The organism is Salinactinospora qingdaonensis, from assembly GCF_039539445.1.
GTDB lineage: Bacteria > Actinomycetota > Actinomycetes > Streptosporangiales > Streptosporangiaceae > Salinactinospora > Salinactinospora qingdaonensis.
On record NZ_BAABDD010000001.1, the window covers coordinates 135,499 to 161,559 of the forward strand.

Here is a 26,061-nt window from a genome sequence, read left to right on the forward strand (position 1 = left end):
TCCCGCGCCACGGGGGCGCCCGCCCTCACCACCCTCGGCCGGCCAGACAGCGGTACTCGCACATCGCCCCGCTTTCGACACACTGTGTGCAGGAACCTCGTCGGCTCCTCGAACCGGTCGTCGCCCCCCGACGGGCATGTGAGCGGCTGTCACTTTCCACACACGCCGCACCGGTGTGACTTCGATACTTTCCAGAAACATCGAACCACCCGCCGGAAACCTTTTCGTGGGATCATCGGATGGCATCGATCACAAGAGTCCGCAGATATAGAAACGGATCTACGGCCACCTTGGTTCACTGCTTTTTTATAAATTAGCGGAATAGCTGACACAGCAAGAGATAGTGTGGCATAGCAGGACGAGCTTTGGTTATACTGCGCCCATGAGAGCCGGAGAAGAGCAACGCGCCGGCACTGAAGAAACACTCCGAAACATCGATTCCGTCAAACCATTCCATATCGGGTGGAAGATATCTCGGTGTGCGGGCGTCGGCGGCGCGACGGCGATCGATTCCGCAAACGAGGCGCGGACGAGCGCTGCGACAGCCCTGACACACTCCGCGACAACGACCCCCGAAACAGCCAGATCCGGCGACTCGGTCCCGCGTTTCCGCAGATGAGCGGGCTTTAGCGAACGATCGGGCGGTAGTCCCCCACGATCCCCCTCATGGAAAGAAGCGACCTGTGCCATTTGAAATCGTTGGACGCGAAGGCCCCCTCGCCGGACGGCGCTTTCCGGTCAGCGACGCGCCGATCACGTTCGGTCGCAACAGCGACAATATCGTGGTGGTCGCCAGCAGGCAGGCCTCGCGTTTTCACGCGGAGGTGCTCTACGAAGCCGGCGACTATGTGCTGCGTGACCGAGGAAGCAGCAACGGGACACTCGTCAACGAGGAACCCGTGACATCGCGTGTGCTCCACGCCGGCGATGTGATCACGATCGGCGATGAGACGTTCTGTTTTGAAAGTGCCGATTCGATAGCGACGACCACTGACCTCGCCGTGACCCAGACCTTCGTCGACTCCACGGTGCCCCGCGGGCCGATCATGCGGGTCACGATTTCGGGCGGCGGTCCCGTCGGACTGGCGTTCGCTCTCCTGCTGGAACACTCCATGGGCCGGCGAGTGGCCGTCACGATCTACGACGAGCGCTGGACCCAGGACGGTTCGCGAATCGTGTGGAAGGGCGAAGGGCACGGCAATGTCCGGCGCCAGCAGGTCGTGACCGTCCAGAGCCGCCAGTACCTCAGCCTGCCGGAGGAGGTCCAGGAGCAGTTGTTCGGCGAGGGGCTGTACAGCGAGATGTGGCCGCCCGGTCCCGACTCGGTTCGCGGTTACGCTCCACGCAACATCCGGATCGCCTACATCGAGGACAAGCTGCTCGAAATGGCCAATGCCAAGCCCGGCAGTATCCGGCTGGTGCCCGAGAGGTTCGACCCGGTCGAGCATGAGGCGAGCGCGGCCGAAGACCACGTCCTCGCCATCTGCGAGGGCGCGCGATCGCGCACGCGCGAACACTTCACCGCCATGTTCGGTACCGCCGACAAGACGATCTATTCCCTGAACGGGGAACACGTCCAAGATGTCGTGTTGGGGCTGCGGGTGAAGTCCGACCTCCCGGACCCGATGATTGTCCTGCTGACCGTGGCCCAGAACCGTTTCCTGTTGAACTCGCTGCGCGGCGAGGGGTTTTTGAACATGCGCCTCACCGAGGATGAGGCCAAGGAGGTCATCGGGCTCGACCCCGTCCGGCAGGTGTTCGAGCAGTGCATCGCCTCGCGCCCATGCGTGATGGAACGCGACACCCAGGGAGACTTCCACTGCTCGACCCACAGCACACTGTTTCTGCCCGCCCTGATCAAGAGCTCGGCACTGTGGAAACGGGCACGGGAGGGGCTGGCGCTGTTTGGCGTCACCGAGGAGAACCTGCGCGCCGTCACTGCTTTCCGGCTGGACATGGTGCAGCGGCCACGGTTCACCGCACAGCTTTATCCAGCCACGGCGACCACGCCGGGAACCTACGGATTCCTACTCGGAGACGCCGCCAACTCGATCCACTTCTGGCCGGGCCGCGGACTCAACAGCGGACTGGCGTCGGCTCTCTCGCTGGCCAGGTCCCTCGACAGCGCCTGGAACGGCAGGGGCTTCCGTGACGCCGACTTCACCCGCCACGAGGCGGCGATGTCGATGTTGCAGTACCGGCACAAGAGCCGGGCGTGGAAGGCGATGGTTACCACCGACGAACAGGGGGCCGTCTGCTCGATCAAGGACAGGATCGCCCGGAGTATCGAAGCGGCGGCCTCGGGTGAGTCGGACCGGGAGAGCGACATCGAGGCGCTCATGGAACAACTGGCGCGTATCCGGGACCGCCTGGCCGCGCGTATCCCCGACATGCCCGACGACGCGGCCCTCAAGGACCATTTGGACACCTTGGGAGACGAGACACTGCGGACCCTAGTGGCAAGCGGTCCCTGGGACACGTTGACGATGGGCGGCGAAGAGGTCGACGTCGACATCTTCTACCGGGAGCAGACACCGACCGCTTCTGCCGCCAACCGCTAACATCCGGGCGGGCACTCGGAAGGGACAGTGGTCGGACCGGGCAACGCGCGCGGCTAACCCCAATCGCGGCATACGTGCCGGCACCGGCCCGGTTCGGCCACCGACTCCAGTGAGCCGCATGGGTGCCCCCGCCAAAGGATCGTACTCCGCCCGGTCGCAGGAAGGGCCACCGTCGGGGCGGGAAGGGACTTGAAAAGTAACAAGGCGGCCCGGGAAACAAACACCGTTGTTCCCCGGGCCGCCCAGAGTCGAGTGGAGCTATGGGGATTCGAACCCCAGACCTCTTGCATGCCATGCAAGCGCTCTACCGACTGAGCTATAGCCCCTGAAGACGCATCCAACTCTACCGGAAAGTGAGGGGTGCTCTGACCATGGTGGGGCGCTGCTGCGGGGCGGCGCGGCGGCCGGCTGAGAGGGGCCGCGGCCACCCGCCGAGGAAGCAAAGCCCGGTTTTGCCTGGTCAGGTGTTGCCTCTGCACGCTCGCCTTACGCACGATGACTACAAAGGCGGAGCACGCCCCAGCCGATGCGACACCCAAAAGTATCGACACGATCACGGGATGTAGCGCTGCTGGCTGCGGCGTTCGGCGCGCTGCGGGGTGGCACGGAGCGGTTGAAGCAGGCTCCGTCGAACCATTAGTCGCCCGCGCGGGCAGCAGAGCCCCAGAGCGGGAAATAGAGGGAGGCCGCCATGCGCAAAGTCGTGGACTGCCGGGATCACCCCAGTGAAATGAACTGCACGCTGACGATCGCCGGAGAGGCGGACGAGGTCGTGCGGGCCGCCGCAGAGCACATGGCCTCGGTGCACGGTCACGAGGACACTGCCGAGCTGCGCGAACAGATCCGCACAGAGCTCAAGGACGAGCGGCCGGTCAGCGCCTGAGCCAGTCCTGAGCCAGCGCTGGGCCGGGCACGTCCCGGGCGAGGGCGAGTCCGACGAGCGGTCCCGCCCTCGTCGTATATAAAGCGCCGCTTCGTCTCGCCTCTGCGACGATCCAGCGCAAGCGCACCGCACCCCGGCCCCGGCGACGTGCCGTGCGGAAAACACCGCAGAGCCGGCTCTGCGTTTCTCATCTTGGCCTGCCGAGCGCGCCGGCCCATGGCTTTGGAGATTCAAGCCACGACGACGACCTTGCCGCGCACGTGCCCCTTCTCGTGGTAGCTGACGGCCGCCGGGATCTCCGGGAAGGGGTAGCTGCGGTCAATGACGGGGGCGACCTTGCCAGCCTCGATGAACTCGGTCACCGTCATCAGGTTCTGCGGGTTCTCCGTGCAGCGCGTCACCTCCGCCAGCACCACCCGCTGCGAGAGCAACGGCGCGACCGCCAACGCGGAAAACACGTGCCTCACCGGTTGCAGCCACCGCCCCGCCGGTCCGCCGACCCCAACGTGGGTCCCCCCGCGAGCCATCACCCGCCGACACGCCAGCACCGAGCGGCTGCCCGCGATGTCAATCAGCACGTCGTAGCGCCGGCCAGGGCGGGTGAAATCCGTTGTGGTGTAGTCGATGACCTCGTCGGCGCCGAGTGAGCGGACCAGCTCCACGTTGCGCGTACTACAGACACCGGTGACCCGCGCGCCGAATGCTCGGGCGAGCTGCACGGCGAACGTACCCACCCCGCCTGAGGCCCCGTTGATGAGGACCCGGTGGCCCGGCTGGACCCCGCCCTTGTCGCGTAGGGCCAGCAACGCGGTGTTGGCCGCCAACGGTACCGCCGCCGCCTGCTCGGCCGACAGGTTCTGGGGTTTAGGCACCAGTTCGCTCTCGCGCACGCACACGTACTCGGCGAAGCCGCCCTGTTGAAGCATCGCGACCACCTCGTCACCGGGGCGAAACCGCGTGACGCCCCGACCGACCGCCTCGACCTCCCCCGCCAGGTCGGCGCCCAGGACGCTGAGCTTGGGCCTGCGCAGTCCCATTCCCCCCATCAGGCGCGCGACGCGGGGCTCGCCTCGCATGAGGTGCCAGTCGTAGGGGTTGACGGAGGTGGCGCGCATCCGAACCAGCACCTCGTCGTGTCCAGGCGTGGGTGTGGCGATGTCAGTGAGTCGCAACAGGTCAGGTGGGCCATAGGACCCCAGAACAAACGCCTTCATCACATTCTCCTCATTCGCTACGGTCCCTGTTGCGGTGCGGATTCGTCGTCACGCACGGCCGCGACCGGCGACGGTGGCCTTCATCTGCGGCTTGGCGACAACCGTTTAGAGCCGCGCGCCGGGCGGGCCAGGTAGGTGCGGATGACCCATTCGGCCACGACGAGGTTGATCACCCAGCCGGCGGCCATGAGCAGCGCTCTGCTGAGTTCGCCCGGTGGACCGACGAACAGTATCCAGGGCAGGTGGGTGAACACCTGCGTGCCCGCCCCCTGACCGATCGCATACCCCCGAACCATCCAGGCGCTGTGCGTGGAGATGTCGCGGCGCCGAACCGCGAGGAAGGCCACGACGATAGCCACGACCATGACCGTGCCGAACACGAGCCGGAAAGCGGCGAGCAGTTCGCCGTCGGTGGCGGGAAGGTCGTAGAACACGGTCATCCACAACCCCGAAAGCGCGGCGACGAGCCCGCAGGGGACCAGGAGCCGCCCGGCGGCACGGTGCCAGCCGGGCCTTCGGCGGCGCAGCCCGGGGGCGAACTGGAAGGCCCCCAGAATGCAGTACGGGGTGACGCTGAGGATGTGCAGCACGACGGGCAGGGGGGAGGCGAAAAACCGGGCGTTTTCCGGGGTGACCTCGGCGCCTCCGGCCAGTTCGGTGAGCCGGAAGGCGCCGGCGGCCACCGGTACGACGGTGAGCAGGATCAGCGCGGCGGGTATGAGCCAGTCCGCCCGAGTGGCGAAGGCGCGGGATCGGTTGTCGTTGCGACGTTTTCCTGGCTGGTGGTGGTGCGGCGGCTGCGGGGATGGGGAGGGTCCCGTGGTCATGTTCTCTTCGGTCACAAGACGAGCATGCCGACCGCGGTGGCTGCGGATCATCGGTCAAAGAGCGCGACCTGCCCTGGCCGATCCTCCGATGAGCGGGGTGTACTTTTGGCCGAGAAGCCGCCGTGCGGGCTTGTCGACCCGGTTCGGTGGGCCGGGAGAGGTCGGGCCCCGCGGGCCTCGGCGGGCAGCGAACCTGAGCGCCCCGCGAGCGCCGATTCTCCTCACTGCGGCGCGGCGGGCGAAACAGCGGCGATCGGGGCCGGGTCAGCTTCCGACGCGGTTGGTCTCGTAGGCCCACATGGCGATCTCGACGCGGTTGCGGGCGCCCAGTTTGGTCATCAGGTTGGTGATGTGGGCCTTGACCGTGCTCAGGGAGATGTAGAGCTCGTCGGCGATCTCGCTGTTGGTGCGTCCCCGTGCCACTGTGACGAGGATCTGCTCCTCGCGCTCGGTGAGCGCCTCGACGGGTTGGGCCGGCGGTGTGGCCGGTCCGGTCTTGGCGAAGGCGGCGAGCAGGCGGGCGGTGATGCTGGGGGCGATGAGCGCGTCCCCGTCGGCTGCGGCGTGCACGGCCTGGGCGAGCAGCTCGGGGCCGGCGTCTTTGAGCAAAAAGCCGCGGGCGCCGGCCCTGAGGGCGGTGTAGACGTAGTCGTCGAGGTCGAAGGTGGTGATGACAACGACGGCGAGCGGGTCGTCGAGGGTGGGCCCGGCAAGGCGGCGGGTGGCTTCGATACCGTCGAGGTCGGGCATGCGGATGTCGAACAGGCACACGTCCGGGCGGAGGTGCCGCGCTAGCTCGACGGCGCGCCGGCCGTCGGCGGCTTGGCCGATGACCTCGATGTCGGGTTGAGCGTCGAGAATCATCGCCAGGCCGGTACGCACGATCTCCTGATCGTCGGCGACGATCACCCGAATACTCATGTCGTCACCCCCGGCTCTGCGCTTCGAGGCAGTACGGCGGTCACGGTCCAGCCCCGGTCGGGGTTGGGGCCGACTTGGCAGGTGCCGCCGAGCAGGTGGGCGCGTTCAACCATGCCGAGCAGCCCGTAGCCCGGCGCCACGGTCGAACGCATGGCGCTGGTGTCGCCGTCGTCGCTGACGTGCAGGTGGACCGAGGTGTCGTCCACGACGGCGCGAACTTCGACACGGGTGGCGTGTCGGGCGTGGCGTCGAGCATTGGTGACCGCCTCCTGGGCGAGGCGGTAGACGGCGGCCCCCACGGGTGGGGTGAGGTCGTCGAGTTCGCCGACGACCGCCACGTCGACGGCCGGGCCGCCGCTGGCGGGTCTGGCAAGGTCGTGGAGATCGGCGACACCACGGCCGGGCGCCAGGTCGGCCGGTTGGTTGCGGCGCAGGACGCGGACCATGGTGCGCATCTCGGTGAGGGTACGCGACGCCTCGGCCTCGATCACGCGCAATGCCTCGGCCGCGGCGTCGGGCTGCGAGGCCGATATCGCCAGTCCTGCCTGGGCGCGGATCGCCATGGCTGAGACGTGGTGGGCGACGGTGTCGTGCAGATCGCGGGCGAGCCGTTCACGTTCGAGCAGCTTGACCTGGTCCAGTTCGCGTGTCCTTGCCCCCGCCCGGAACCGGAACGCCCCGCCCAGGGCGCCGGCCAGGAACACGACGGCGACCCCACCGAGCCCGTCGGCCAGACTGTTGTAGCCCGAGAGCACCGAGAATCCGATATTGGCGAGCAGGATCGCCGCTCCGGCCACGATCTCGGGGCCCGAGCCCCACCGAAACAACGAGTACGGCAGGAGTAGCAGGTAGGCGATCGTGTGCGTCTCGGTGAGGGCACCGTCGCTGAGCAGGGCAAGGGCGGCCGTGGTGGCGAAGGCGATCGCCACCATCAGCAGCGGCTTGGTGCGACGCCACAACAGCGTGGCCGTCAGCCCGACGGTGACGGCCACCGACAGCAGGGGCCACGCCAGGTCGGAGCGGAGCACCCCTTCGAGCATCGCGAGCGGCACGAGTGTGCCCACGAGCGCCCAGTCCCGCCAACTCCGCGGCGGCGGGTCGGAAGGGCGGGGCTCGTCCCACACGGAGCGAAAAGGGGCGTGCACGCACTCATGGTACGAAGGGCCGGCCTGTTCAGTATCGGCCGAAAGTACAAGACCCGAACTGTACGCCGGGCTACGAGCCGCACCGAGAGGCGACAACGCCCCGGATCGAGGATGACGGGACGTCACTCGACCGTCTTCGGGTAACGCGGTCTTGATGGTGCTTAACGGTGGGTCTGGGAGGACGGCAGTTGCGCCCACCCCTAGGTGGCGACATCCCGTCTCGGGGGGGGTGGGGCGCCCCAGAAGAAACGACGAGACGACCCGGTGAGCGCGGTCACGCGCGAGCAGGGTCGTCTCGGAGGCGAGTGGAGCTATGGGGATTCGAACCCCAGACCTCTTGCATGCCATGCAAGCGCTCTACCGACTGAGCTATAGCCCCTGGTGGAGATCGGGCGGGTGGTGTGCCCGCCGACTCCCCGTACGATAGCGGAGTCTGCGCCGTTCGTCGAAGTGGGCGCCGGCGGGGCGGCGCGTGGCGAAGCCGGGAGCGCTCGGCGTCGCGGTTTGCTCCCGAGACGCCCTGCCGCGGGGCCGGCCGTCAGCGGTCGTCGCTGAGGACGCGCTCGCCAGGCAGGGTGCCGGCGTTGTGCTCCAGCAGCCGCCACCCTTCTCCGAGAGTGACGGGGCCCAGCACCGACCACGAGCAGTTGTCCAGCGGTCCCAGAATCCCGCGCTTCTCGGGGGACAGCCCCAGCATGCGGGTGATACCCGAGCGCAGCGCGGCTCCGTGGCTGACGACCACGAGGATGCCGTTCTCGGGCACGGTGGCCAGACCGCGGTCGATCGCCTCGACCACGCGCTCGCCCACTGAAGCGAGTTCCTCCCCGCCGGGGATCTCCATCCGGGTGTCCTCGTCGGGCCAGCGCTGCCGGATCTCGGTGGAGGTCAGCCCCTCCCACTCGCCGCCGTGGCGTTCCCGCAGCCCCTTGTCGTAGTGGGGGCTCAACCCCGTCTGGCGGGCCAGCATGCCCGCCGTCTCGGCGGCCCGGCTGAGGTCGGAGGCGATGATGGCGCTGGGGTGCAGGGCCGCGAGCAGGTGCGCGGCACGTTCGGCCTGAGCCACGCCCGTAGCGTCCAGGGGGATGTCGGTCTGGCCCTGGAAACGGTTCTCCAGATTCCAGGCCGTCCGGCCATGACGCCAACAGACAACACGGCGCGTCTCGATCACAGGTGGCCTCCTGACCAGGGCGGTTCATCGGCGGGGACGCCGTGGGGCGGGTGAGTCCGAGCGGGAGCCGCTCCGGTGTCCTCGGGGCCTGGCCCGGGCGCGCCGGAGGCATCCGCGGCAGGCCCCGAAGACGCAGCGGTGGGCCGCTGCTACAGCTCGAAGGTTACCCGTTCACTGGTCTGCGGTGCCGTCGCCGGTTCGGGCCAGCCCTGTGACAGGCAGCTCAATCTCGGGGCAGTCCTTCCACAGCCGTTCCAGGCTGTAGTAGCCGCGCTCCTCCTCATGCTGGATGTGAACGACGATCTCGGCGTAATCGAGCAGGACCCAGCGACCGTCGCGTTCTCCCTCGCGGCGTACCGGCTTGGCGCCAGCGTCGCGCAAGCGGTCCTGGACTTCGTCGACGATGGAACGCACCTGCCGGTCGTTGGGGGCTGAGCATAGGACGAACGCATCGGTGATGATGAGCTGGTCGCTGACATCGTAGGCGACGATCTGCTGTGCGAGTTTTTCGGCCGCCGCCTCCGCGGCGATGTTCACCAGCTCGACGGTCCTGTCAGTAGCGGTCACGGTTTTGCGGATTCCTCCCCTTTTCTCTCACCCGGCTTCGGGCCGCTGTGCCGACGCCTCGGCGAAGTCTTCGGTCATCGGATCGTCACGGTAAAGCCCGGTCTTGTTGATGTAGCGAACGATGCCGTCAGGCACCAGATACCAGATGGGTTCGCCCTTGCGGACCCGTTCCCGGCACTCGGTCGAGGAGATCGCCAGCGCCGGAATCTCGACGAGACTGACCTTGCCGTCAGGGAGCCCGGTGTCGGTAAGGCGGTGCCCAGTGCGATTGCAGCCGACGAAGTGGGCGAGCTCGAACAGCTCGTCCACGTTGCGCCAGCTCAGAATAGCGCCCAGTGCGTCGGCTCCGGTGATGAAGAACAGCTCTACGTCGGACCCGTGAAACTCCCGCATTTCCCGAAGCGTGTCAATGGTGTAGGTGGGGCCGGGACGGTCGATCTCCATGCGGCTGACCCGAAACTGGGGATTCTCGGCGGTGGCGATGACGGTCATGAGGTAGCGGTGCTCGGCCGAGGTGACGGCGCTGGTGTCCTTTTGCCAGGGTTGGCCGGTGGGGACGAATACCACCTCGTCCAGGTGGAAGAGGTGTGCGACCTCACTACCGGCTACGAGGTGCCCGTGGTGAATAGGGTCGAAGGTACCGCCCATGATGCCCACTCTGCGCGGGCGTGGCCGGCCTTCCCCGGGATTCTCGGCGGCACTCCTCGCTGCGTTCGGCACCCTTAAAGCTCCATTTCAGGCACGGTGTCGGGACTGGTGGATATTGGGCCTAATGCCCGAATCAACCTTCTTCCACCGTATGGCTATTCCCTCACTTACCCACCAGGCGCCCCCTACGGCTCACCAGCCCCTGCCGGCCAGCTTCCCGCGGAAAGCCACGTCATATCTCGTCGTGGTGGATCGTGGCGCGTGACACCAGGGAGGCATAGCATGCCGATATGGCCACAATTCCCGACCGCACCCGCGTCCGACTGGAGAACATCTCATCCCGAGCCTACGAGCACCCGGCTGATCGTGGCGCGCTGGTCGCCCTGCGGTCGCTGCGCGGCTTCGACGAGGTCTTCAAACGCCTCTCGGGGCTGTTCAACGAACGGGCACTGCGGCTGATGTTCCTGGCCAGCTCGGTGAGGGTGAGCGAACGCCAGTTTCCCGACGTCTACGACTACGTCCGCGACGCCGCCTACGTCCTCGACCTGGACGAGGTGCCCGAACTCTACATCCAGCAAAACTCCAAGCCCAACGCGATGGCCATCGGCAGCAGCCGGCCGTTCATCGTTATGACCACCGGGCTGTTCGACCTGCTCGACCCGCAGGAACAGCGCTTCGTCGTCGGCCACGAGGTGGGCCACATCCTGTCGGGCCACGCCGTCTACCGCACGATGCTGCTGGCGCTGCTGCGGCTCGCGCTGCGCGTGGCCTGGATTCCGCTGGGCTACATCGGCCTGCGCGCGATCGTGGCCGCTCTGGAGGAGTGGTTCCGCAAGTCCGAACTGTCCTGCGACCGGGCCGGGCTGCTGGCCTCACAGGACACCGACGCCGCCAAACGGGCCCTGATGAAGCTGGCCGGCGGCTCGCGGCTGGCCGAGATGAACTCCGACGCTTTCCTGGAGCAGGCTCAAGAGTACGACCGCGGCGGCGACGCTCGCGACGGTGTCCTCAAGCTGCTTAACCTCGTGGGGCAGAGCCACCCGTTCGCGGTGATCCGGCTCTCCGAACTCGACCACTGGGTCAAGGACGGCTCCTACCAGCGCATCCTCGACGGCGATTACCCGCGCCGCGACAGCGACGCCGGCGCCTCCATCGGCGAGGAGGCCCGCAACGCCGCCAACTCCTACAAGGAGTCCTGGAACCGCACCGAGGACCCGTTCCTGGGAACGCTGCGCGACGTGGCCGGCAGCGCGGCCGACACCGGCGGCAAGCTCTTCGACAGCGTGGCCGAACGCTGGAAGAACGCCGGCCGCCGCAACGGCAACGGCGACCGCTAGCGTCGCTCCTAGGCGGTGGGAGTGGCCGCATGCGGCCCGCGGCGAGACGAGGGCCGCCGGGCGGCCACATGCGGCCACCCTTGGCACCGCCGTACCAGCGGACAGCAGGGGAGCCATCGGCTCCGGGGCGCTGGGTTCTGGTTTTCGGACGGCTGGGGTCTAGGGCCGTGGGGTGTTCGTCGTCCGCTCGTGCCTCGATCGCTGCGCGATCTCGGCAGCCTGAAGGCGGCAGCGGAGATGCTTTCCCGCTTGCGCCCACCGCCCGCTCTCGCCGTCCTTGCCAAAACAGAAGCTAGGCGCTCACCCGGACCCCGATAGCGGCCAGCAGGGTGGTCGCCTGATCCGGCGAGATCGTGGCGCCGCGCAGCTCGTGGGCGCGTTCCAGGGCGATCTCCCCCAGGTCAGCATCGCGCAGGTCGGCGCCGGTGAGGTCGGTGTCTTGTAACAACGCGCCGCGGAGGCGGGAACGCACCCACACCGTGGCGCTGAGGTTGGCCTCGGCCAGCACCGCCTCGTCCATGCGCAGCCCGGTGAGCGTCTGGCCGTGCAGGTCGATGCCGTCGAGGCGGGCGAGCGTGAGGTTGGAGTCGGCGAAACGGTAGCCCACGCCCCGACAGGAGCGAAGATCGGCGCCGGTGAGCCGGCAGCCGGTGAAGGAAGCGTCGGCGAGCAGCGCCCCCGTCCACCGGGTTCCGGCCAGATCCACACCGGAGAAGACCGCGTCGGCGCACTCGGCCTCGAGGAAGCGGGCATTGGCGGCCCTCCCCCGTTCGATCGAGGCGCCGTCGAGCAGGGCGCCGTCGAAGCGGGCCTCGCTGAGGTCGCAATCGGCGAAGACCACGCCGGCGAGGTGGGTGCGGGAGAGGTCGGCCCCGGCGAACACGCACTCGCGCAGGACGCGCGGCGGCAGCGCGGGCTCGTCGCGCAGCAGTGTCCGCAGGTCACACCCGGTGAAGTCGGCGCCGCGCAGTTCCCCGCCGGTGCGCAGGATCTCCTCGGCGGTGCTGTCGGAGGAGGCCGATGTGGTCATGAAACAGGACCGCCTTTCGCTCGGGAGGACAGTGTCTTCTTCACCAGTGTCGCGCCCGGCGGTGACGATAAGGATTCCGTGGCGCGACCGGCCGTACGGCTTCGGTCACGGCGGCACCGCCTCGGCGGAGCCACCGGGCCGCACGACGTGGCAGACCTCGGGGCAGCCGGGCGAGGTGCCGGTAGATGGCCGGGCGCGTCGGGACGAGAGCACGGTTTCGTCGGTTTTCGCCCGCGAGCCTCGACGGTTTTCACCACCGTCGAGGCTCGCGGGCGCCGCCCTTGGCGGCGGGGTGGCCGCCGGGGGGCGGCGGAACGGCCGGGCTAGGTTCTGTTTTTGAAAAGAGCGGCGAGGGCCTGCGGTGGGCGCACGCGGGTGAGCGCGTCCGCTGTCGCCTCCAGGCTGCCGAGATCGCGCAGCGATCGAGGCACGAGCGAACGAAGAACACCCCCACAGCCCCACACCCCAGCCGTGCGAAAAACAACAACCTAGTCGCGCACGTGGCCGTCGCCGGTGACGACATACTTGGTGGAGGTCATCTCCGGCAGCCCCATCGGGCCGCGGGCGTGCAGCTTCTGGTTGGAGATGCCGATCTCGGCACCGAAGCCGAACTGGCCGCCGTCGGTGAAGCGGGTGGAGGCGTTGACCATCACCGCGGCGGAGTCCACCAGCGACACGAAGCGCCGCGCCGCCGACTGGGAGTCGGTGACGATGGCCTCGGTGTGGGAGGTGGAGTACTGCCGGATGTGGTTGACCGCCTCATCCAGGGAGTCGACGACGCGCACCGCGAGGTCCATCGACAGGTACTCGGTGGCCCAGTCGGCCTCGGTGGCCGGGACGACGGTGTCGTCGATGGCGTGCACCCGGTCGTCGCCGTGCAGGGTGACGCCGAGGTCGCGCAGTTCGCGCAGCACCCGCGGCAGGAAGCGCTGCGCGACGGCGGAGTGGACTAGCAGCGTCTCGGCGGCGTTGCACACCGACACCCGCTGGGCCTTGGAGTTGACCGTGATGGCCACGGCCTTGTCCACATCGGCGGCGGCGTCGACATAGACGTGGCAGTTGCCCTCGCCGGTCTCGATCACCGGAACGGTGGACTCGCGCACCACGGTCTGGATGAGCGAAGCACCACCGCGCGGGATCAGCACGTCGACGAAGTCGCGCGCCCGCATCAACTGCTGCGCCGACTCGCGGCCGGTGCCGGGCACGAGCTGGATCGCGTCGGCGGGCACGTGCGTGTCCTCCCAGACCTGAGCCAGGGCTTTGCCCATGACCCCCACCAGGCAGGTGTTGGAGGAGTAGGCCGAGGAGGAGCCGCGCAACAGCGCCGCGTTGCCACTCTTGAGGCACAGTGCGGCGGCGTCGACCGTGACGTTGGGGCGGCCCTCGTAGATGATGCCGATGACACCGAGCGGGACCCGGACCTGGCGCAGCTCCAGACCGTTGGGCAGGCTGCTGCCGCGCACGACCTCGCCCACCGGGTCGGGCAGTTCGGCGATCTCGCGGACGGCGTCGGCGATGGATTCGATGCGCTGCGGGGTGAGGGTCAGCCGGTCGATCATCGCCTCGGGCTGGCCGGCCTCGCGGGCGCGGGTGACGTCCTCGGCGTTGGCCTCGACGATAGCCTCGGTGTTCTTGACCAGGGCCTCGGCGATGGCGATCAGCGCGGTGTCCTTGGCGGCGCGGCTGAGCGGCGCGAGTTCGGCCGCAGCCTCCCGCGCCAACCCCGCGACCTCGCGGAACTCCCGCTCGGTGTCGGTCATGGTGGTCTCTTCGCTCTCAGGGTGCGGGTATTACATCCAGGTTTACCAGGTGCCGAAGGCGTCGCGCCGGAGCGCGCGCACGAACGCCGCCCACTCCTCGGCCGCGAACGCCAGATGCCCGAACTCCGGGTTCTTGGAGTCACGCACCGCCGCCCCGGCCGACAGATCGGCGACCTCGACACAGTTGTCGTGCGAGGTGGAGTAGGAAGACTTACGGAAGGCAGGGAGGATGTCGGCGACCTCCACACAGTTGTCGAAGGAGTTCGAGTAGGACGACTTATAAAAGTGCAGGGTCATGGGGATTCACCCGATCAACTCGTCAGCGATGGTATTGATCAGTTCTAAAGATTGCTCAGCGCTGAGCGCTGTCCCCTGTGCGTGGTCGAATACCAGGCTATAGCGATCGACATATGTCTGCTCTTCAACGTAGAGCGGTTCGACTGCTGTGGAGAGACAGACAACGCTTGGCTCGGGGCGAGGGAAATCGATCAGTGAGAAGGGGCCATCGATTGCCGCATGTGTACCTGCTTGATTAGGGATGACGATAACCGTAACTTTGTAATGTGAGGCCATTCCGGCCAGGAACTGAAGTTGTTCCTGCATGACCACCCGAGAGCCTGCCACCTTACGTAGGGCAGCCTCGTCGATAACGGCTGTGAGATGTGGCCCCTTAGGCGCGTCCAACACTTGACGCCGCGCCATACGAGCTTCGACCTTACGGTCGATTTCACTGGAAGCAACAACCTGCCCACCACGGAAGACAGCCGCCGCGTAGTCGGGAGTCTGTAGCAAGCCGGGAATCAGCAGTGCTTCGTATGTCCTGATCCTCACCGCTTCCGCCTCGAACTCGGGCAGCGGCCCCACGAAGAGGTCCTGGTACTTCTGCCATTCGCTGCGCTCGCGGGACTCCTCTACGAGACTGAGCAGGTGCTCGCGCTCCTCGCCGGTGACTTCGTAGAGGTCGAGCATCGCCTCTACTTCTCTCCGTCTGGGCAGCTTCCACTCGTTGCGTTCGATGCGGGTGACCTTCGCGGGTGACGCCCACCCCAGTCGCTTGGCCGCTTCAGCGGCAGTCAGCCCGGAATCCGCACGCAGCCGTCGTAACGCCGCTGAGAGGCGGCGTCGACGTACCCCTGGCGAGTGCCTGTCTGCCACGGGTTCCTCTCTTCCTCTGTCTCTCGCGAGTGGTTCGATCGTAGTCTGAGACCCCACCCCCAAGAAATTTAAGTCAACTCAATAGTAAGTCTTGCAGAGGGAGTCGACTCAAATTATATTGTGAAGCTAGACAGACACTCTACGTAGTGTCCACTGCTAATCCTTGGAGCTTCCTATGCCTCCTTCCGTTACCCACCCCCCTCCGAGCGCGTTCACGACGACGGTGGTCGAGGTCATCGAGGGCGGTGAGCCCGACGAGTACGGGGTCTCGCTGAGCGGCATGAGGCCGCCGCACCGGCTGTCGTACTGTGGCCCGCAGTGCCCCTGTGCCAGTCTCGGTATCTTCTACGAACTGTGGGAGCACCTCGAAAAGCACGACCTGTACTCCCGCGACACCACCATCTGGCTGCGCACCCTCGCGCCGGACGAGGACGAGCCGCTGCCGCCCGGCGCGCGTGTGGTCAACCGGCGCACCGTGACACTGGCGATCACATAGCTTCACCGCTCTCCGCGCCCTTCGTGGCGGCCCCGTCGACGCAGGCCGGGGCCGCCACGACGTGCGCGGGAGCCCCCGCCGGAATCCCGGCGTGTGCTCTCACTCACCACGACTCATCGCAGGCGCACCGTCCCACTCGCCGCGACCTGCGGAAACAACACAACCGAAACAGAACGAGTGAACCGGTTCACTTTGGTCGGTGAAGTTCCCGCAACGACCACCGGCCTCACCCTTCTAACCAGGGAGAAAGCGATGTAGGGTAGCCGCCACTGAACCAGTTAAGCCAATGGCCGGCCACGGCGAGCGGCACGCGGTTCACGGCACGGCCGAACACCCCCGGAAAAGCCCTCTACGGCCACACCGGCACCGCAATCGGCCGTCCCCGCCCCTCCCGCGGCTCGAAATCGGGGGACGTGCCGCGGGAGGACACGCGGGCGGGCTTCACCGCTTCCACCCCACTCCCCCCGCACAACCCAGTCACTACAAAACACCCCCTGAACGGCGAAGATTCCCTAGAGTAGGGATCGTGTCACCCATTGAGTCCGATATGCGACGAACAGCGTAACGTCTGTGGCAGCCACGACAACGGCGCAGGTCACGCCCGTAACGACTGAGCATCCCGCCACCGCCCCGGAGGAGGCGCACCAGCGGCGCTGGGTGGCGAGCTGGGCCGCCAGCCCCACGGCCGGCTGCACGATTCCCGAGTCGAAGTGCCCCGCCGGTGACGGGCTGGGCGACCAGACGGTGCGCAACCCCGTCTTCCTCAGCGTCGGCGGCACCGAAGTGCGGATACGGCTAAGCAACGCCTTCGGCAGCGAAGCGGTGCAGGTCGGCGCCGCCTCGGTGGCCCTGCGCGCCTCAGGGGCGAACACCGTGGCCGAGAGCATGCGCCGTCTCACCTTCGACGGCCGCCCCGGTGCGACCATCCCGCCGGGCGCGGACGTGTGCAGCGACCCCGCGCCGCTGACGACCGAAGCGCTGACAGAGCTGCTGGTGAGCGTGCACGTGGTCGACACGGCCGGACCGGTGACCAACCACCCCTTCACTGCCCAGACCAACTACCTGAGCCAAGGTGATCGGGCGCTCAGTGTCTCGGGGACGGGCTACGCGGTGATCTGGTGCTGGATGCTGCTCAGCGGCGTGGACGTCCTCGCACCACCCCACGTGCGCGGCACGGTGGTCACACTCGGGGATTCCATCACCGACACCGGGATGAGCAGCGGCGATGCCAACCGCCGCTGGCCCGACCACCTGGCCCGGCGGCTGAACGCGACCGGCGAGCCCGCCCTGTCGGTAGCCAACGCGGGCCTGAGCGGCAACCGGCTGCTCCAGCCGCGCGAAGGCCGCCACCAGCACGGAATCGCCGCACGTGCGCGGCTGGAGCGCGACGTGCTCGCCCAACCGGGTGTGCGCACGGTGATCGTGCTGGAAGGCGTCAACGACATCGGCTACGGCGCCTCCGCCGCCGACCTCATCGCCGGCTACCGCGAGATCGCCGGCCGCTGCCACGCTGCGGGCCTGCGGGTGCTGGGCGGCACGGTCCTGCCGTTCAAGGGTTCGGCTCTGTGGGACGGGCGGCGACGGCGGATCTGGGAAGAGGTCAACGCCTGGCTGCGCGCCGGCGACGGCTTCGACGGGGTGATCGACTTCGCGGCGGCCACCGCCGCCGAAGACGATCCGCTGCGGCTGGCCCCTGCCTACGACTGCGGCGACCACCTCCACCCCAACGACGCCGGCACCCGCGCCATCGCCGAAGCGGTCGACCTCTCCCTGCTCACTCCCCCGGCGGAGCGCGCCCGGGAGCACCGACGGGCGTGACTCCCCCCTGCGCCGGTAGACCGCCGAATTACATGCACCCCGCCTGCTCTCCCGCAGCTTTCGGGCATCGGTGATCGGGGCATGTTGACTTCCTCCCCACGGCTAAAGCCGGGGGATTCCAACCGACGGCAAGGTTGGTTGGTGCGCTCGCCCTCGCGGGTGCGCCGGTTCCTGCTTCCCAGGCCGCCCGACGGCGAAGTCTCCCGCCCCTACTGCGCGGGCTTCGCCAGGGGCGCGCAGCGGGGGTCCGGCTGACACGGCATGCCCTGCCGCGTATGCCGCTTGGTTATCGCGACGCTCCGAGTCCAGCGAACACAGGTTCGAAAAAATCTCGGAAGCGGCTAACCCCACGACCGAAGTCAGGGGCCTGCGCGGCTAGAAGTTCGATCATCGCGAGTGTTGTGGCTCGTCGTTCTGGCGGTCCAATGTTGCCGAGCGGCAACACTCGTCGTGATCATGGCGGTGACGGGCGCGGACCCCGCATCTACCGGCGGCGGTTGCGGGCCAGGATCACCAGGTCGTCGCGGTGGACGATCTCGCGTTCGTAGGCGGGGCCGAGTTCGCGGGCCAGCCAGCGGGTGGAGCGGCCCATCAGGTCGGGGATCTCGGCGGAGTCGTAGGTGACCAGGCCCCGCGCCACGGTGGTGTCGTTCTCGTCGCGCAGATCGACCGGATCGCCGGCGGAGAACTCGCCCTCGACCTTGCTGATGCCGGCCGGCAGCAGCGAGGCGCCCTTGTCGACCACGGCGCGCACCGCGCCCGGGTCGAGCACGATGCTGCCGCGCCCGGCGGTGGCGTGGGCCAGCCACAGTTGCCGTGTCGAGGGCCGGCGGCGCCGTGACGGGGTGAAGAAGGTGCCCACCGGCTCGCCTTCCAGCGCCGCGCGGGCGTTGGCCGCCGAGGTCAGGATCGTGGGCACCCCCGCCTCGGTGGCGATGCGCGCCGACTCGACCTTGGTGACCATGCCGCCGGTGCCCACGCGGCGTTTCCCGGCGCCGCCGATGTCGACCTCGGCGAGGTCGGCGGGGTCGTCGACGCGGGCGATGCGGCGGGTCCCCGGACGGCTCGGGTTGCCGTCGTAGAGCGCGTCAACGTCGGAGAGCAACAGCAGCGCGTCGGCGCGCAGCAGGTGAGCCACGAGCGCGGCCAGCCGGTCGTTGTCGCCGAAACGGATCTCGTGGGTAGCGACCGTGTCGTTCTCGTTGACGATGGGCACCGCCCCGATCTCCAACAGCCGCGTGAGGGTGCGCTGGGCGTTACGGTACTGTACCCGCCGCATCAGGTCCTCTACGGTGAGCAGCACCTGGGCGGCGGTGAGCCCGTGGTGGGCGAAACCGGCGGTGTAGTGAGCGACGAGCTGGCCCTGCCCGACGCTGGCCGCGGCCTGCTGGGTCGCCAGGTCGCGGGGGCGGGTGGCCAGGCCGAGCGGGGTCAGGCCGGCGGCGACCGCGCCGGAGGACACCAGCACGACCTCCACGCCGGCCGACCGGCGGGCGGAGAGCACGTCGACCAGTTCCCGGATGCGCTGCCGGTCGATATGGCCGTCAGGTGTGGTCAACGACGACGAGCCGACTTTGACGACCACGCGCTGGGCGTCGATCATCTCGACGCGCGGCGGCTGAGCGGCGGCTTCGTCGCTGCTGGTGTCGTCGATTTCCCCGTCAGAGTGTGCGCTGCGCGCGTCCACGTCCCCATCCTCGTCGGGTTGCTGCACCGGTTTCCGGGTGGCTGGCTGCGAGAACCCTCCCGCGCGGCGTCACCCCAGCCGGGAGTCGCTGCCGCGCGGGCCGAGCGGGGCCTCGTCCGCGTCTATGGTGTTGTCCCAGTCGAAGACAACGGCGTCGTCGTCGCTGCCGATGTGGACCTCCGCCCCCTCGGTGGCGCCCGCCTTGGCCAGTTCGGTCTCGACCCCCAACCGGTTGAGCCGGTCGGCGAGGAAGCCCACGGCCTCGTCGTTGGAGAAGTCGGTCTGGCGCACCCACCGTTCGGGTTTGTCGCCGCGGATACGGAAGGTGTTGTCGCCCAGCGCGACCACGTGGAAGGGCGTCTCCCCCAACTCGCGGGGGTGCAGGACCACGCGCGTGGGCTCGGGGGTGGGGCGGGCGGCGCGGGCCGCCGCGACCTGCTCGCCCATGGCGAAGGCCAGCTCGCGCAGGCCCTCGCGGCTGGCCGCCGACACCGAGAGGACGCGCATGCCGCGCTCGCGCAGCATGGGGGCGACGAGGTCGGCGAGTTCGCGCGCCTCGGGCACGTCGACCTTGTTGAGGACGGCGATGCGGGGACGGTCGGAGAGATCGATCTCGGTCTGCTCGGCGTAGGTCGCCAGCTCGTCCTCAAGAACGTCGAGGTCGGTGATGGGGTCGCGGCCCGGCTCGTAGGTGGCGCAGTCGAGGACGTGCACGAGAGTGGAGCACCGCTCCACGTGGCGTAGGAAAGCCAAACCGAGCCCCTTGCCCTCGCTGGCGCCGGGGATGAGGCCGGGCACATCGGCGACGACGAAGTGGGTGGCCTCAGCCTCGACCACCCCCAGGTTGGGGATGAGCGTGGTAAAGGGGTAGTCGGCGATCTTGGGCCGGGCCGCCGACAGCGCCGCGATCAGCGACGACTTGCCGGCGCTGGGAAAACCCACCAGGCCGACGTCGGCGATGGTCTTGATCTCCAGGCGGACATCGAGCTGTTCGCCCGGCTCGCCCTTGAGCGCGAACCCGGGGGCCTTGCGCTTGGGCGAGGCCAGGGCGGCGTTGCCCAGCCCCCCCTTGCCGCCGCGGGCGATGACCAGCCGGGTGCCGTTTCCCACGAGGTCGGCGATGGGCTCCCCATCAGCGGTGGTGACCACCGTGCCGTCGGGCACGGCAAGAACCAGGTCCTCGCCGGCGGCGCCGGAACGGTGCCCGCCCTGGCCGGGCCGGCCGTTACTGGCCTTGCGGTGCGGGCGGCGCTGGTACTCCAGCAGGGTGACGGTGCCCGGGTCGACTTCCAAGATCACGTCGCCGCCGTCACCGCCGTTGGCGCCGTCGGGCCCACCCAGGGGTTTGAACTTCTCGCGGTGCACGGAGGCACAGCCGTGCCCGCCGTCCCCGGCCTTGATGTGCAAGACCGCTTCGTCGACGAAGTCGGGCATGGAACCTCCTCTGTGCTGTCGGGGCCAGCGGTGGCGTGGCCGCCCCGGGGGTGTCGCTGCGCGGGCCGAACGCGCGTAGGGCGGGCCAGTCCGGCTGGCCCGCCCTACGCTTGGTAAATCCGTGTGGTGCGCGTCGCGGCCCTACTCAGCGGGGGCCGGAACGATGTTGACGGCCTTCCGGCCGCGGTACCGGCCGAACTCGACCTCACCGGCGACGAGCGCGAACAGGGTGTCGTCGCCGCCACGGCCGACATTGTCGCCGGGGTGGAAACGGGTACCGCGCTGGCGGATCAGGATCTCGCCGGCCTTGACCTGCTGGCCACCGAAACGCTTGACACCGAGCCGCTTAGCGTTGGAGTCACGACCGTTACGAGTGGACGATGCGCCCTTCTTGTGTGCCATGTCGAACTCCTCGTGCTACTTCGCGGCGATGCCGGTGACGCGGACGCGGGTGTACTTCTGCCGGTGCCCCATACGCCGCTTGTAACCGGTCTTGTTCTTGTACTTCATGATGTCAATCTTGGGGCCCTTGGCCTCACCGAGGACCTCGGCGGTGACGGTGTAGCCACCAAGCTGGTCGGCCTCGCTGATGACCTTGCCGTTGTCGACGACAAGCAGCGGTTGCCATGTCACCGTTGAACCGGCCTCCTCGGAGATGCGGTCGATGTTCAAAACGTCATCGACGGACACTTTCTCCTGTCGGCCGCCCGCTCGCACGATCGCGTACACCGGGAAACTCTCTTCCTGCTCGCTTGAAAAATGCGCTCTTCATCGACCGCGGTCTCGTCCCACGCGCGTCTCCAGGCGCGGGCGTGGGTTCCGAACGGAGGTCTCGGGCGCGCGAACGATTGGGGCGCGCCGACGCACCGACATTCAGATTACCATCTGCCCGCGACCGGCGAGCACGCCGCGTGCGGCGGCCTGAGCCGCCGCACGCGCGGTCATCCGGCCTCGGCCACCGCCGACTCAGTGGAGGTGGAGGTAGAGGTGGTTCTGCTTCGCCTGGTACGGCGCCGGCGGGGACGCTCGGTCGTGGTCTCGGTAGCCTCCGGGGTCTCCTCTCCGGCTTCGGCCGTTTCGGCGGTGGCTTCCTCGCCCGCGGCCTCGGCATCGGTCGACATAGCGGTGGTGGCCGCCATGTCGGCGGCAGTGCCCACCGCCCCCGGGGGCTGCGCTTGGGCCGCGGCTTCCGTCTTGGCGCGGGTGGACCTGCGCCGTGAGGACTTCTTCTCCGCCTTCTCGGTCTCCTCAGCCGCCTCGGCGGTGTCGGCGGACTCCGCGGTCTGCGGCGCCTCGGCCTGCTGGGGCTGCTCGGAGTCCTCGGACTTGGCAGCCTTACCGCTCTTGGCGGTCTTGCCGGAGCGCTTGCTCTTGGCGGTACTGCGGGACTTACCCGAACCGGTAGCCGGCTCCTCCGACTGGTCGGCGCCAGCGGCCTCGGCAGCGGCCGGCGCCACGGTCTCCTCCTCGGCGGAGTCCTCCTGGCGCTGCGCCTCGCCCCGGTCGGTCTTGTCGGACTTGGTGTCGGCCTTGGCCGCCTTGTCCTCGGCGCCCGATCCGCCCTTGCCCTTTTTCTTGCGGCCGTTGCCGGCGCTGCCGCCACCGCCGCCGCTCTTGGTCTCGATCGGCTCGGTTGCCAGGTGCAGCCCGCGGCCGTTGCAGTGCTCGCAGGTCGTGGAGAAGGCCTCCAGCAGCCCCTGCCCGACCCGCTTGCGGGTCATCTGCACCAGCCCCAGGGAGGTGACCTCGGCGACCTGGTGCTTGGTGCGGTCGCGGGCCAGGCACTCCAGCATGCGCCGCAGCACCAGGTCACGGTTGCTCTCCAACACCATGTCGATGAAGTCGATGACGATGATGCCGCCGATGTCGCGCAACCGTAGTTGTCGGACGATCTCCTCGGCCGCCTCCAGGTTGTTCTTGGTGACCGTCTCCTCCAGGTTGCCCCCCTGGCCGGTGAACTTGCCGGTGTTGACGTCGATGACGGTCATCGCTTCGGTGCGGTCGACGATGAGCGAACCGCCGCTGGGCAGCCACACCTTGCGCTCCAGCGCCTTGGCGATCTGCTCGTCGACCCGGTAAGCCTCGAAGACGTCGCGCTCCTGCGACCAGCGGGTCAACCGCTCAGCCAGGTGTGGGGCGACGTAGTCGACGTACTCTTCAACCGTGCCCCACGCCTCGTCCCCCGAGACCACCATGCTGGCGAAATCCTCGTTGAACACGTCGCGCACGACGCGGATCGTCAGGTCGGGCTCGCTGTAGAGCAGGGAGGGGGCCGTGGCCGACTTGGCCTTGCGCTTGATGGAGGCCCACTGTGCGGCCAACCGCTGGATGTCGCGCTCCAACTCCTCCTCGCTGGCGCCCTCGGCCGCGGTGCGCACGATCACACCGGCGTCTTCGGGCATGACCCGCTTGAGAATCTGCTTCAACCGCGCGCGCTCCTTGTCGGGCAGCTTGCGGCTGATGCCGGTCATGGAGCCGTCGGGCACGTAGACCAGGTAGCGGCCAGGCAGGCTGATCTGGCTGGTCAACCGCGCACCCTTGTGCCCGAGAGGGTCCTTGGTGACCTGCACGAGCACCGACTGGCCCGACTTCAGCGCCGACTCGATGCGCTTGGGTTGGCCCTCCAGCCCCGTGGCGTCCCAGTTGACCTCACCGGCGTAGAGCACGGCGTTGCGCCCCTTACCGATGTCGACAAAGGCCGCCTCCATCGAGGGCAACACGTTCTGCACCCGGCCGAGGTAGACGTTGCCGACGTAGGACTTGTGGGTCACCCGGTCGACGTAGTGCTCGACGAGCACATCGTCTTCAAGCACGGCGATCTGGGTGCGCTCGCCGGTGCGGCGGATGATGAGGTCGCGCTTGACCGACTCGCGCCGGGCCAGGAACTCCGACTCGGTGACGATCGGGGCGCGGCGGCGGCCATGCTCGCGTCCCTCACGGCGGCGCTGCTTCTTGGCCTCCAACCGTGTGGAGCCCTTGACGGCGCGCACTTCCTCCTCGGCGGGTTGGCCGTTGGATTCCTCCGCGCTCTCGGAGCCCCGCGAGGGCTCGGAGTCGCGTGGTTCGCGCACCCGCACGACCGTGTTCGGCGGATCGTCGGTGTGCGCGGCCTCCTCAGCGCTCTCGGCTCCGGCACGCCGGCGCCGGCGGCGACGCCGGCGGCTGCTCTGGGTCTCCGTCTCCTCGTCGCCGCTTTGCTCGGTTTCACCGGCGGCGGAAGGCTGGGGTTCGGCTTGCTGGGCAGCCGGGTCCTGGGGGGTCGTCGCGGCAGCCTCGTCGTCCTGCTCGGCGGCCTCCTCGCCACTACGGGACTTGCCACGGCCGCGCCCACCGCGGCGACGGCGGCGGCGCGAGGGGCGATCTTGGTCCTCCTCGGTGACTTCGGCGGCCGAGGACGAGGAGTCGGTGTCGGGGGCCTCGGTGTCCTGCTGCTGGCTCTCGGTGGTGATCGGTTCGCTCACGGGCGCGCCGTTGAACACCGGGGCCACCGGCGGCTGGAACACCACCATCGGCGGCTGGAATGTCACACCGGAGGCGCCCGAGATCTCGCCCACCACCGGTTGCGGCTGATCGTCCTCGGCGGTCTCGGCATCGGTCGTGACGGTGGTCTCAGGGGGCGATCCTGCCGCGTCCTCCGACTCGTCGCTGGGGCCGGCGTCCTGCTCGGCGCGTGCCGCGCTGTCGGACGGGGCGGTAGCGGTGTCCGCGGCAGCGGCCTCCTGCGCCGCGGGCTCGGCGGTAGCCCTGCTGCGGCGGGTGCGCGTGCGCGTAGTGCGGCTGGAGCGGCGCTGGGTGGCGTCGGGGGCCTCGGCGGGACTCTCGGCAGCGGCTTCGGCGGAGCTCTCGGCTGCGGCGGCGGTGTCCGGCGTGGTCTCGTCGGGCACCGATTCGACCGGAGTATCGGCGGCGACGGTAGTGGCCGCCGCAGACGGCGTGCTCACCCCCGCCGTGGGCTGTTCCGTGGGCTCAGGCGGTGGGCCGGCCGGTCGAGTGACCGGGCTGCGGCCACGGCGCGCGGTGGTCTCGGCGGTCTCGGCCGTACTTCCTCCTTCCGCGGACTCGGTCCGCGACGTTTCGGGGTGGGTGGTTTCTGTTGTATGCCCCAAGGTGCCATCGGCACCGCTGTTGGGCTCGTTTTCGAGCATCCGGGCGGTCTCCCGTCAAAAGTTCTCTGGCGCGGCGCCGGCCGGTGGGCCGTGCCGCTGCACGCGAGAACCGTCGTCACTATGTCGGCGCCGGCAGCGCGGTGAGCGCTACCGGGTGAAAGTCCTTAAGAGTCGCCCACGTTCCCCGGTTGAGATCACACATCTGGTGTACTCCGTGTGGGCGCCGACGATCGTGGTGGCCGCTCCGCGGGCTCGGCAGGGGCGGTGGGTTCCGCCGGTGCCGTAGACTCGGCCCGGCCGTTTTCCGCACGCCGGGGAGCCGCGGTCTCCGCGGCGAACGGATCGGCAATTTCGCCGGTGGTCTCGTCGAGCGGCCCTTGCGCCAGCCGCGTCACCAGTGGCGGTGACGGCGGCGCGAAGCCGGCCACATGGCGCAGACCGGTTACCACGTCGTCAGGTCGCACGGCGGGTGTGGTGTGCCGAACGACCATGCGGAGTATGACATGTCCCTCATGTCGTTCCGTTTTAGCACGTCCGTCCACTTTTAGGTGTACAACGGCCGCGCGCGTGTCGAAGCGGCGGCGGCCCTTCTTAGTGGAACGCTCCACTTCGACGAAATCTGCCGCGTAAAACGCGGCTACTGCCGCCTCGGCGTCAGCAGGGGCGACGCCGGACAGCCGTACCTCCCACTCCGACGCTTCTAGACGGTCGGCGAGGCCGTCCTGAGCAGCCGGTACCACCTCGACGATGTCGACGCCGGTGGGCATCGCATCGTTGAGCCGGGTACGCACCTGCTCAGCGTCACATGGCTCAGCCAGGGTGAGTTCCATGTACTCGGCTTCACTGGCGACCCCCGTAGGGGCCGCCCCCGTGTAGGAAATCTTGGGGTGAGGCGAAAACCCCCCAGAGAAAGCGATGGGAACCTGCGCCCTGCGCACCGCCCGTTCCAACGCGCGGGCGATGTCGCGGTGGCTGGCGAAACGCATGCGGTCGCGCTTGGCGTAGCGCATGCGCAATCGCCGTCCCTGGCTGCCGGTGGAGGGCGAGGTGATGCCCTCTGCTGCGGGGGGCAGTGCTACTCCTTTCCCTTGGTTCCTCCCGGCGCTGGGGCTCCTGCGCGCGGCGCGGTGCGCACCCGGTCGGGAGAGCACGTCCTTTTCAGCCTACGGTGCGTCTCGGGAACCTTGCGCCATCACCCGAGGATGATTGGCTCGATGCCGCCGAAACAGGGGCGGAAGGGAGCAGCCCTTGGGCGAGGCGGCATTCCGTGACGGATCACACACATATGTGCTGTTCCCCGCGCC

22 protein-coding genes and 2 tRNA genes are annotated in these 26,061 nt (G+C 68.5%); 5 read left to right on the forward strand and 19 right to left on the reverse strand.

All coding sequences use genetic code 11. The annotated features are described in order from the left end of the window. Positions 1 to 683 precede the first annotated feature (683 nt). Positions 684 to 2,561, forward strand: coding sequence for an FHA domain-containing protein (locus ABD848_RS00560; RefSeq protein WP_344966242.1), 1,878 nt, complete (start codon positions 684 to 686; stop codon positions 2,559 to 2,561). A 253-nt stretch (positions 2,562 to 2,814) separates the two neighbouring features. Here the strand turns inward: ABD848_RS00560 and ABD848_RS00565 are convergent. Continuing rightward, positions 2,815 to 2,887: transfer RNA gene (locus tag ABD848_RS00565), tRNA-Ala, on the reverse strand. A 365-nt stretch (positions 2,888 to 3,252) separates the two neighbouring features. Here ABD848_RS00565 and ABD848_RS00570 point away from each other — a divergent pair. Beyond that, complete coding sequence (locus tag ABD848_RS00570) at positions 3,253 to 3,444, forward strand: DUF1059 domain-containing protein (protein WP_344966243.1); 192 nt, start codon at positions 3,253 to 3,255, stop codon at positions 3,442 to 3,444. A gap of 230 nt (positions 3,445 to 3,674) precedes the next feature. Here the strand turns inward: ABD848_RS00570 and ABD848_RS00575 are convergent, their stop codons facing one another. From ABD848_RS00575 to nadD, 8 genes are all read right to left on the reverse strand, one after another. Next, positions 3,675 to 4,658, reverse strand: coding sequence for an NAD(P)-dependent alcohol dehydrogenase (locus ABD848_RS00575; RefSeq protein ID WP_344966244.1), 984 nt, complete (start codon positions 4,656 to 4,658; stop codon positions 3,675 to 3,677). Positions 4,659 to 4,738: 80 nt separating this feature from the next. Continuing rightward, positions 4,739 to 5,500 (reverse strand): DUF2306 domain-containing protein, encoded by a 762-nt coding sequence (locus tag ABD848_RS00580; protein WP_344966245.1) that lies wholly within the window; start codon positions 5,498 to 5,500, stop codon positions 4,739 to 4,741. A 249-nt stretch (positions 5,501 to 5,749) separates the two neighbouring features. Beyond that, the gene (locus ABD848_RS00585; RefSeq protein ID WP_344966246.1) at positions 5,750 to 6,406 is read right to left on the reverse strand and encodes a response regulator transcription factor; all 657 of its coding nucleotides are present in this window, start codon (positions 6,404 to 6,406) and stop codon (positions 5,750 to 5,752) included. After that, complete coding sequence (locus ABD848_RS00590; RefSeq protein ID WP_344966247.1) at positions 6,403 to 7,551, reverse strand: sensor histidine kinase; 1,149 nt, start codon at positions 7,549 to 7,551, stop codon at positions 6,403 to 6,405. Before ABD848_RS00590 ends, ABD848_RS00585 begins: the two co-directional genes overlap by 4 nt. 306 nt (positions 7,552 to 7,857) lie before the next feature. Further along, positions 7,858 to 7,930 (reverse strand) — tRNA-Ala (locus tag ABD848_RS00595). Between the two features lie 159 nt (positions 7,931 to 8,089). After that, positions 8,090 to 8,719: a histidine phosphatase family protein gene (locus ABD848_RS00600; RefSeq protein ID WP_344966248.1), complete on the reverse strand. Its 630-nt coding sequence runs from the start codon at positions 8,717 to 8,719 to the stop codon at positions 8,090 to 8,092. A 171-nt stretch (positions 8,720 to 8,890) separates the two neighbouring features. Further along, positions 8,891 to 9,286, reverse strand: coding sequence for a ribosome silencing factor (gene rsfS, locus ABD848_RS00605; protein WP_344966249.1), 396 nt, complete (start codon positions 9,284 to 9,286; stop codon positions 8,891 to 8,893). Between the two features lie 27 nt (positions 9,287 to 9,313). Beyond that, complete coding sequence (gene nadD, locus ABD848_RS00610) at positions 9,314 to 10,006, reverse strand: nicotinate-nucleotide adenylyltransferase (protein ID WP_344966250.1); 693 nt, start codon at positions 10,004 to 10,006, stop codon at positions 9,314 to 9,316. Between the two features lie 218 nt (positions 10,007 to 10,224). On the opposite strand from nadD, the gene ABD848_RS00615 reads away from it, so the two are divergent. Beyond that, on the forward strand, positions 10,225 to 11,271 hold the full coding sequence (locus ABD848_RS00615) for a M48 family metallopeptidase (protein WP_344966251.1): 1,047 nt from the start codon (positions 10,225 to 10,227) through the stop codon (positions 11,269 to 11,271). A 292-nt stretch (positions 11,272 to 11,563) separates the two neighbouring features. On the opposite strand, the gene ABD848_RS00620 is transcribed toward ABD848_RS00615, so the two are convergent. The 4 genes from ABD848_RS00620 to ABD848_RS00635 form a co-directional block, all read right to left on the reverse strand. Beyond that, positions 11,564 to 12,301 carry a pentapeptide repeat-containing protein gene (locus ABD848_RS00620; protein ID WP_344966252.1) on the reverse strand — a complete coding sequence of 246 codons (738 nt, stop codon included), beginning with the start codon at positions 12,299 to 12,301 and terminating at the stop codon, positions 11,564 to 11,566. A 488-nt stretch (positions 12,302 to 12,789) separates the two neighbouring features. Beyond that, positions 12,790 to 14,061 carry a glutamate-5-semialdehyde dehydrogenase gene (locus ABD848_RS00625; protein ID WP_344966253.1) on the reverse strand — a complete coding sequence of 424 codons (1,272 nt, stop codon included), beginning with the start codon at positions 14,059 to 14,061 and terminating at the stop codon, positions 12,790 to 12,792. A gap of 42 nt (positions 14,062 to 14,103) precedes the next feature. Next, complete coding sequence (locus ABD848_RS00630; protein WP_344966254.1) at positions 14,104 to 14,358, reverse strand: DUF397 domain-containing protein; 255 nt, start codon at positions 14,356 to 14,358, stop codon at positions 14,104 to 14,106. Between the two features lie 6 nt (positions 14,359 to 14,364). Beyond that, positions 14,365 to 15,156 (reverse strand): helix-turn-helix domain-containing protein, encoded by a 792-nt coding sequence (locus ABD848_RS00635; protein ID WP_425567381.1) that lies wholly within the window; start codon positions 15,154 to 15,156, stop codon positions 14,365 to 14,367. A 235-nt stretch (positions 15,157 to 15,391) separates the two neighbouring features. On the opposite strand from ABD848_RS00635, the gene ABD848_RS00640 reads away from it, so the two are divergent. Both ABD848_RS00640 and ABD848_RS00645 read left to right on the forward strand, forming a co-directional pair. Then, positions 15,392 to 15,712: a hypothetical protein gene (locus ABD848_RS00640; RefSeq protein ID WP_344966256.1), complete on the forward strand. Its 321-nt coding sequence runs from the start codon at positions 15,392 to 15,394 to the stop codon at positions 15,710 to 15,712. Between the two features lie 570 nt (positions 15,713 to 16,282). Then, positions 16,283 to 17,530 carry an SGNH/GDSL hydrolase family protein gene (locus ABD848_RS00645; RefSeq protein ID WP_344966257.1) on the forward strand — a complete coding sequence of 416 codons (1,248 nt, stop codon included), beginning with the start codon at positions 16,283 to 16,285 and terminating at the stop codon, positions 17,528 to 17,530. Between the two features lie 484 nt (positions 17,531 to 18,014). Here ABD848_RS00645 and proB read toward each other — a convergent pair whose 3' ends face one another. The 6 genes from proB to ABD848_RS00675 form a co-directional block, all read right to left on the reverse strand. Next, positions 18,015 to 19,133, reverse strand: a complete 1,119-nt coding sequence (proB, locus tag ABD848_RS00650; protein ID WP_344966707.1) for a glutamate 5-kinase — start codon at positions 19,131 to 19,133, stop codon at positions 18,015 to 18,017. A gap of 153 nt (positions 19,134 to 19,286) precedes the next feature. Continuing rightward, positions 19,287 to 20,651: a GTPase ObgE gene (gene obgE, locus ABD848_RS00655; RefSeq protein ID WP_344966258.1), complete on the reverse strand. Its 1,365-nt coding sequence runs from the start codon at positions 20,649 to 20,651 to the stop codon at positions 19,287 to 19,289. A gap of 141 nt (positions 20,652 to 20,792) precedes the next feature. Continuing rightward, a complete protein-coding gene (gene rpmA, locus ABD848_RS00660) occupies positions 20,793 to 21,053 on the reverse strand; it encodes a 50S ribosomal protein L27 (protein WP_344966259.1) in 261 nt (86 codons plus the stop codon). 15 nt (positions 21,054 to 21,068) lie between these two features. Next, a complete protein-coding gene (gene rplU / locus ABD848_RS00665; RefSeq protein ID WP_344966260.1) occupies positions 21,069 to 21,380 on the reverse strand; it encodes a 50S ribosomal protein L21 in 312 nt (103 codons plus the stop codon). 212 nt (positions 21,381 to 21,592) lie between these two features. Then, positions 21,593 to 24,796 (reverse strand): Rne/Rng family ribonuclease, encoded by a 3,204-nt coding sequence (locus ABD848_RS00670; protein ID WP_344966261.1) that lies wholly within the window; start codon positions 24,794 to 24,796, stop codon positions 21,593 to 21,595. A gap of 155 nt (positions 24,797 to 24,951) precedes the next feature. Then, positions 24,952 to 25,743, reverse strand: a complete 792-nt coding sequence (locus tag ABD848_RS00675) for a TIGR03936 family radical SAM-associated protein (protein ID WP_425567382.1) — start codon at positions 25,741 to 25,743, stop codon at positions 24,952 to 24,954. Between the last annotated feature and the right edge of the window lie 318 nt (positions 25,744 to 26,061).

Bases quoted from the DNA above. Each gene is read 5' to 3' on its own strand.
- ABD848_RS00585 (WP_344966246.1), bottom strand. From the start codon at position 6,406: ATGAGTATTCGGGTGATCGTCGCCGACGATCAGGAGATCGTGCGTACC.
- ABD848_RS00625 (WP_344966253.1), bottom strand. From the start codon at position 14,061: ATGACCGACACCGAGCGGGAGTTCCGCGAGGTCGCGGGGTTGGCGCGG.
- obgE (WP_344966258.1), bottom strand. From the start codon at position 20,651: ATGCCCGACTTCGTCGACGAAGCGGTCTTGCACATCAAGGCCGGGGAC.
- ABD848_RS00630 (WP_344966254.1), bottom strand. From the start codon at position 14,358: ATGACCCTGCACTTTTATAAGTCGTCCTACTCGAACTCCTTCGACAAC.
- ABD848_RS00570 (WP_344966243.1), top strand. From the start codon at position 3,253: ATGCGCAAAGTCGTGGACTGCCGGGATCACCCCAGTGAAATGAACTGC.
- proB (WP_344966707.1), bottom strand. From the start codon at position 19,133: ATGATCGACGCCCAGCGCGTGGTCGTCAAAGTCGGCTCGTCGTCGTTG.
- rpmA (WP_344966259.1), bottom strand. From the start codon at position 21,053: ATGGCACACAAGAAGGGCGCATCGTCCACTCGTAACGGTCGTGACTCC.
- ABD848_RS00615 (WP_344966251.1), top strand. From the start codon at position 10,225: ATGGCCACAATTCCCGACCGCACCCGCGTCCGACTGGAGAACATCTCA.
- ABD848_RS00670 (WP_344966261.1), bottom strand. From the start codon at position 24,796: ATGCTCGAAAACGAGCCCAACAGCGGTGCCGATGGCACCTTGGGGCAT.
- ABD848_RS00575 (WP_344966244.1), bottom strand. From the start codon at position 4,658: ATGAAGGCGTTTGTTCTGGGGTCCTATGGCCCACCTGACCTGTTGCGA.
- ABD848_RS00640 (WP_344966256.1), top strand. From the start codon at position 15,392: ATGCCTCCTTCCGTTACCCACCCCCCTCCGAGCGCGTTCACGACGACG.
- ABD848_RS00620 (WP_344966252.1), bottom strand. From the start codon at position 12,301: ATGACCACATCGGCCTCCTCCGACAGCACCGCCGAGGAGATCCTGCGC.
- ABD848_RS00675 (WP_425567382.1), bottom strand. From the start codon at position 25,743: ATGCGTTTCGCCAGCCACCGCGACATCGCCCGCGCGTTGGAACGGGCG.